This is a genomic window from Mesorhizobium sp. L48C026A00, assembly GCF_000502375.1.
GTDB classification, from domain to species: domain Bacteria; phylum Pseudomonadota; class Alphaproteobacteria; order Rhizobiales; family Rhizobiaceae; genus Mesorhizobium; species Mesorhizobium muleiense.
Window position 1 is genome coordinate 145,176 of the sequence record NZ_AYWU01000022.1, and the last position, 6,195, is coordinate 151,370.

Consider the following 6,195-nt stretch of genomic DNA (forward strand, 5'->3'; position numbering starts at 1 on the left):
CAATGGGCGAACGTTATGCGGCGGGCATGCCCGCCAATGCGTGGAATTGGGTCGCGGTTTGGCGCCGCAACTATCTTGCATGGAAGAAAATCGGGCTTGCATCGGTTCTCGGCAACCTCGCCGATCCGATGATCTATCTGTTCGGCCTCGGCTTTGGCATCGGAACAATGATAGGTCCTGTTGAGGGCACTTCGTACATTGCGTTTCTCGCGGCTGGCATGGTTGCCACAAGCGCGATGGCATCGGCGACCGCTGAAACGGTTTACGGGAGTTTCGGCCGCATGGACAACCAGCGCACCTGGGAAGGAATGCTATGCACTCAGCTGACGCTCGGCGATATCTTACTCGGCGAATTGGCGTGGGCAGCCACCAAGGCCCTGATGGCGGGCACAGCAATCACTATTGTTGCCACCACGCTCGGCTACGCATCGTGGCCATCCATCCTCTGCTTGCTGCCAGTCATCGCTCTCAGTGGCCTCGCCTTCGCGAGTCTAGCGATGGTCGTCACGGCGCTTGCGCCCAGTTATGAATATTTCATATTTTATCAAACGCTTGTTATAACACCCATGCTGTTCCTTTGCGGCGCGATGTTTCCGGTCAACCAATTGCCCGGCGCTTTTCAGGACGTCGCCTCCTTGTTGCCGCTCGCACATGCAATCGACCTCATTCGTCCGGCGATGCTGGGCCGTCCGGTCGGCAGCATGGGCCTGCATATCGGCGCGCTTTGCATATACACGGTTTTGCCGTACTTCCTGTCAGTTGCTCTTTTTCGTCGACGGCTGATGCGTTGACGCTGCCCTCACCATTCGTAAATTTGATTGTTTTGGCGATACCAATCCACACGATGGATAGAGCAGGACATGCGTTTTAAGGGACTCGATCTAAATCTCCTCGTTGTGCTGGACGCTTTGATCAGGGAGCGTAAAGTCACCGCCGCGGCTCGCAGTATTAACCTGAGCCAGCCGGCCATGAGCGCCGCCGTCGCTCGGTTACGCGCCTATTTCAGCGATGAGCTATTTACGATGAACGGCCGCGAACTCATTTTGACACCGCGCGCGGAGGGGCTCGCCACAGCAGTCCGGGAAGCATTGCTGCACATCCAGCTATCGATAATTTCCTGGGACCCCTTTAACCCGGCCCGATCGGATCGTCGCTTCCGCATCATCCTTTCCGATTACCTCACACTCGTATTTTTTAAGAAGATCGTAAAGCGTGCTGCGCGGGAAGCTCCCGCCGTCCGCTTCGAATGTCTGCCTATTTCCGACGACCCCGAGGAGCTTCTCCGGCGCGGCGACGTTGATTTTCTGATTATGCCGGAAGTGTTCATGTCGAAACATCCTCGCGCAGCCCTGNGGCGACGTTGATTTTCTGATTATGCCGGAAGTGTTCATGTCGAAACATCCTCGCGCAGCCCTGTTCGAAGATATACTCGTATGCGTAGGCTGCGGCACGAACAAGAAGCTGTCAGAGCCACTTACATTCGACCGATACTTGTCGACGGGGCAGGTTGTGCTCAAATTCGGGGACACCCGGCAGCCCTCCATCGAGGAATGGTATTTGCTCGAGAACGGTTTCGAGAGACGTATCGAGGTCGTCGTACAGGGCTTTAGCATGATCCCGCCCCTTCTATCAGGCACCAACCGCATCGGGACAATGCCCTTACGGCTGGCGCAGCATTTGGCAAAATTAACACCCCTGCGGATTGTCGAACTTCCGCCGCCACTTCCTGCCGCATTCACGGAGGCCGTCCAATGGCCTGCGCTTCACAATAATGATCCGGCAAGCCTATGGATGCGGGAAATGATGTTGCAGGAGGCATCTCGTATGATTACCCCGCCTAAGAGCACCGGACGTCTCAGTTGTCGGCCGAATTGAGAAACTGACCCCTCGGTTATGAGAGGAGGCATGGATGGCGATTGGGATTGGGCGATTCCTGCATTGTCGAGAACGATGCAGGGAGAGCAGATGCTTTGACCTGCCACGGGTAATTTCCTCCATCTGAGATTAGAGTCCGGGCCTCGATTGAAGGACTGACTGATGAAGAGAAAGCGGTTTACGGAAGAGCAGATCATCGCGGTTCTGCGTGAGCACGAAGCGGGGGCGAAGGCGGGCGACCTGGCGCGCAAGCATGGGATCTCCGAGGCGACGCTGTATAACTGGAAGACGAAGTATGGCGGGATGGAGGTCTCCGACGCCAAGCGGCTGAAGGCCTTGGAAGACGAGAACGCGAAGCTGAAGAAGCTGCTCGCCGACCAGATGCTGGAAGCCTCGGCACTGCGCGAGCTTCTGTCAAAAAAATGGTAGGGCCCGCCGCCAAGCGCGAAGCCGTCGCGCATCTGCAGGCCACGATGGGCCTGTCGGAGCGGCGGGCCTGTTCCTTTGTGGGCGCCGATCGTAAGATGATCCGCTACCAGTCTCGCCGAGCGCCAGAGGCGGCACTGCGCGGCCGGCTACGCGACCTGGCCAACGAGCGCCGGCGCTTCGGCTATCGGCGGCTGTTCATTCTGCTCAGGCGCGAAGGCGAGGCATCGGGTATCAACCGCATCTACCGGCTATACCGCGAAGAAGGACTGGCCGTGCGCAAGCGACGCTCCAGGCGCCGAGCGGTAGGGACGCGGGCATCGATCCTGGTTCAGGCGAAGCCGAACGCGCGCTGGTCGCTGGATTTCGTCCATGACCAGTTCGCCTGCGGCCGGCGCTTCCGCGTCCTCAACATCGTCGACGACGTGACGCGCGAATGCCTGGCTGCGATCCCGGACACCTCGATCTCCGGCCGCCGGGGGCGCGTGAACTGACGGAACTGATCGCCCGGCGCGGCAAGCCGGGCATGATCGTCTCCGACCACGGCACCGAGTTCACCTCGAACGCGATCCTCGCCTGGTCGAAGGATCATCAGGTGGAATGGCATTTCATCGCGCCGGGCAAGCCGATGCAGAACGGCTTCTGCGAAAGCTTCAACGGGCGGATGCGGGACGAGTTGCTGAACGAAACCCTGTTCTTCGGCCTCGACCATGCCCGAACAACCATCGCCGAATGGGCAGACGACTACAACCGATCGCGCCCACATTCGGCGCTCGGATACATCACGCCTGCGGCTTATGCCGCCAATCTCACCACAACGGACGATCGGCTGCGCAACCCCGACCAGCTCCGCCGATCACCCGTTGCTCAACCCGCGCCATACGGCGTAAAACCCGCCGAGGCTCTAACTGCAGCCGGATGAAAATTCAGTGGCAGGTCAGCTTCAGCCTGAAGAGGTGGCAGCGATGCTGCGGCTGCATGAGCTTGGCTGGGGAATGAACCGACGGGCGAAGGAATTCGGGTGCGCGCGCAACACGGTGCCTCGGTATCTAAGCGAGGGTGGGACTGTTCCGTTTCGCAAGCCTGTGCGGCCGACCGCGTTTGACGGACTGGGCGATTGGCTGCGGGAGCGCTTCTTCCCCCATGGCTCGGGCTGGATGACGATCTCGACCCGCTCCATGCCGGGAACGCCTTGCGCGGTCACGCGGCACGTCGCGGCTCGCCTGTCGGTCTTGTGGCCTTGAGCTCGGACTCAATCGCGTCGAGCCCGGTCTGGATTTCGTCGCAGGCGAAGGCCTGCTGGTCACCTTCGAGCTTCTCGGAGCTGCGACCGAAGCTGCGCGCTCCAGCTGCTTGACGATGTTATGAAGACCGGCGATCCGCTCCTGGGCACGCTCGTTGAGTGTCGCCATCCGGGCGATCTAGGCCTTGAGTTCCGCCGTTTCGCTCCGGAGTTGTTGCAATTCGGCCTCTCTCCATCGCTTGGCGACGAGCATCGCCTCGAGCGTATCGATGTCCTCGGGAAGGGCCGAAGCGCTTCTCGTCCTCACGCCGACAGAAGAATATATTGCACGGCCTTAGGTCCGCCTTTTGCGCCTGAGCCACTTCGCCACGGCCTTCGGGCCGACGTCGGACGCCGTCTCCGTTCGGCTCGAACGCGCGTCCAGTCCATGCCTTCGACGAGCGCCATCAGTTTCGGCGCGGCAAGCCGGATTACGCCGTATATCCGTACCCGCGGCCACCGGAACTTGTCCTCGTCCAGCGCTTACGGTGCGGGTATGCCGGCGTCGAGCAAACAGAGAGAAGTTTGGGCCCAACCAGGACGACCGGTTACCAAGTTTTCCTGGTCCGTTCTTTGAGTGTGAATGTTCGGGTCGATTGCCTGGGCGCGTCCCCGCCGCCTGCGAGCCCGCAACTGCTCAGCAGAAGGGCGACGTGAACGTGAGTGCATCCATTTCGTAAATGTGTGTCTATCCAGGCAATCGATTTCTCTAATTATCCGATGACGAATATGAACGCGTCAGGCAGGGTGCATAATTAGGAGTATTTTCGATGGCAAAGTTTATTGAGGGTGGCCTGGGTTCCAAAACGCTCCTCCTCGAGTTTGAGGAAATGCTCCCCCCCGAGTTCAGAGACGATTATATCTTCGTCCCCCCCGGTGGAGACGATTATTTGTTGGATAAAGAGATCGGTGCTCGGACTGACGGTCGTGGCGGCAACGACGAGATCTCGGCTGGCGAGGGCAGTGACCGAGCCATCCACAGCAACGACACGTTGACCGGGGGCACCGACAGTGACACGTTCGTGTTCCAGTTCCACAATCCGTTGCCTGGGGTTGTCGGGTCGAAGTCGGACATTACCACTATCACCGATTTCAACCCGGCGGAGGATACGTTCGCCTTCGATGCGGTGGGCCTCTACAACGACGGTTTTGGCGCGAACTTCGTCAACAACGCCAGCCTACAGTCCGGCTCCCCGGTGAGCAGCTTCTACAGCGGTGCGGCCTCGGGTGCGAACGGCGAACACGTCGTGGTGATCACTGGCGAATCTTTCAACTCTGCTACTGAGGCCGCGAGTGCGATCTCCGGCGAGCACGCCGGCGACATCATTGTCTACCAAAGCAGCTACACCGACAGAGTCGCAACTNTCTGAGGCCGCGAGTGCGATCTCCGGCGAGCACGCCGGCGACATCATTGTCTACCAAAGCAGCTACACCGACAGAGTCGCAACTCTGGCCTATGTCACCGCCGACGGCAGCGCGCACGAGTTCGCCCACCTGGGCGGTGTGGTCACCGTGGCCGACCTAGGCCTGACCGCGTCGGACTTCACCTTCGTTTGATCCAGAAAACCGATACGGAACCGCGCCCCGCCCCCTGGGCGGGCGCTTTCCGTTTCCGCTACTTGCCATGGGCCGGGGCGCCCGGGAGCAGTCGCAGCGTGTACAGCTTGACGAAGCCCTGCGCGTCGCGCTGGTCGTACACCGAAATCTCCCTGAAGGCGTGGAGGCGGAAGCCTGTTCGGGCCCTTGCGGCCGGCCACGATGACGTTGCCCTTCCAAACCTTCAGCCGGACGGTGTTGTTGTTGACCCGCTCCATTAGATGCCAAACCAAACATATTCGGCGGGAGCACTGATCCTGAATCAGCGAGCGGATGCAGTCGGTCGCCGGTCGGGGAGCAATATAGGGAGCTGGGTCGCCAGATCCTCACGGAGACCTACGTGAGTAACCATTCCTTGAAGGATTCAGCTTTGAGACCTTTCCCTCTGACTTCCGCTATTTGGGGCATTGTGTTGATCAGCGGCGTGGTCAACGTGCTTGCGCTGATCTCGCCGCTGTTCATGCTTCAGGTCTACGACCGCGTTCTGGCAAGTGGCAGCGTGTCGACGCTGGTAGGGCTCGTCGTGCTTGCTGCGGGGCTTTATGCGTTCCAATGCCTGCTCGACATTTTGCGCGCCCGCGTGCTGCTGCGGATTGGCGAGCGTTTCGATGGACAGTTTTCCGGACGCGTTCACGATGCGATCGTTCGCCTTCCGCTTTCAACGCGCATGCCGGGCGACGGCTTGCAGCCGCTTCGCGATCTCGACAATGTTCGCGGCTTCTTAGGTGGAAACGGTCCGACAGCGTTCTTCGATCTGCCATGGATGCTGCTTTATCTTGGCATTTGCTTCCTCTTTCATTTCTGGATCGGCATGACGGCACTTATCGGGGCGGTCGGTCTCACATCTCTGACACTTCTTGCCAACACTCTCTCGCAACGGCCGATACGCGATACCATTGACCACAACATGGTACGCAATGGTCTACTGCAAGCAGCGCGTTGCAATGCCGAGGTCGTGCAAGCTCTCGGTCTCGGAAAGCGGATCGCTGCCCGATGGCACAAGGCCAATGCCAAGT

The 6,195-nt window shown here is 59.6% G+C and carries 2 protein-coding genes and 3 pseudogenes; all 5 read left to right on the plus strand.

Annotated features, from left to right (window positions below; genetic code table 11):
- The first annotated feature begins 2 nt into the window (after positions 1 to 2).
- Positions 3 to 791 (plus strand): ABC transporter permease, encoded by a 789-nt coding sequence (locus X738_RS70925; protein ID WP_023802051.1) that lies wholly within the window; start codon positions 3 to 5, stop codon positions 789 to 791.
- A 69-nt stretch (positions 792 to 860) separates the two neighbouring features.
- Positions 861 to 1,875: pseudogene (locus tag X738_RS70930) on the plus strand (LysR family transcriptional regulator).
- Between the two features lie 162 nt (positions 1,876 to 2,037).
- A pseudogene (locus tag X738_RS70940) lies at positions 2,038 to 3,223 on the plus strand (IS3 family transposase).
- A pseudogene (locus X738_RS83330) lies at positions 3,210 to 3,446 on the plus strand (hypothetical protein); the annotation flags it as partial. The pseudogenes X738_RS70940 and X738_RS83330, both read left to right, overlap by 14 nt.
- Before the next feature lie 2,193 nt (positions 3,447 to 5,639).
- Positions 5,640 to 6,195: ABC transporter transmembrane domain-containing protein (locus X738_RS70950; RefSeq protein WP_245277784.1), on the plus strand; the 556-nt coding region annotated here is incomplete at its 3' end.

Excerpts from the sequence above, each read along its gene's own strand:
- X738_RS70925 (WP_023802051.1), top strand. The coding sequence starts at position 3 with ATGGGCGAACGTTATGCGGCGGGCATGCCCGCCAATGCGTGGAATTGG.